Genomic DNA, 649 nt, shown 5'->3' on the forward strand with positions numbered 1-649 from the left:
ATCGTCATTCCGGGCAGGCTCAAGCCCTGTTCGGGCCCGACGACATGCACGATGCCTTGTCTCGCATCGTCGAGTGAAAAGAGGGTGATCTCATTGTCCAGCGAAAAGCGAACAAGCTCTTCGATCAGCTCACGCCGCTCCGCATCGACTGTATCGTCAAGGCTTCGGCCACGCGTGGAGACATAGTGGTCGGGCATCGCGAAAGTCAGATCAGGCCTGCGGACCTTCAATCCCTTGCGCCGCAACGTTTCGAAGGCCTCGAGCGGCAGATCGTCGCCGACATAATGTCGGTCGATGTAGAGCAATGTCTGTCCATCCGGTCTCTCAAAGACCTTGTGGCGGTCCCAAATCTTGTCGAACATCGTGCCGGACACGGCGCACGCACTCCGAATCTGCATACTGCGAGGAGGCGTCCAATCGCCTCATCAACAGGATAGGGAGCAAGGCCGAGCGCGGAAGTCGTCATTCGCCAAGCGTGCTGCGCGGATCACGATGCTTGAGCGGCCTCAAGCAAATGACGCAGCAGCAGTCGTGTCGCGACGGGAAGCTCTGCATCGCCGCGCACACAGATCTTGTGCTCGCGAACCGCCCAATCCTCGTCCAGCGCGACAGTCGAAATATTCATGACCTGGCTGAGCTTGGCAGCGAG

At 59.0% G+C, this 649-nt stretch carries 1 protein-coding gene; it reads right to left on the reverse strand.

Annotated features, from left to right (window positions below; translation table 11 throughout):
• On the reverse strand, positions 1–374 hold a 374-nt coding region (locus EN742_RS36920), incomplete at its 3' end, for an aconitase family protein (protein WP_245492505.1).
• Positions 375–649 lie beyond the last annotated feature (275 nt).

The sequence above is a fragment of the Mesorhizobium sp. M4A.F.Ca.ET.020.02.1.1 genome (genome assembly GCF_004022645.1).
Lineage (GTDB): Bacteria > Pseudomonadota > Alphaproteobacteria > Rhizobiales > Rhizobiaceae > Mesorhizobium.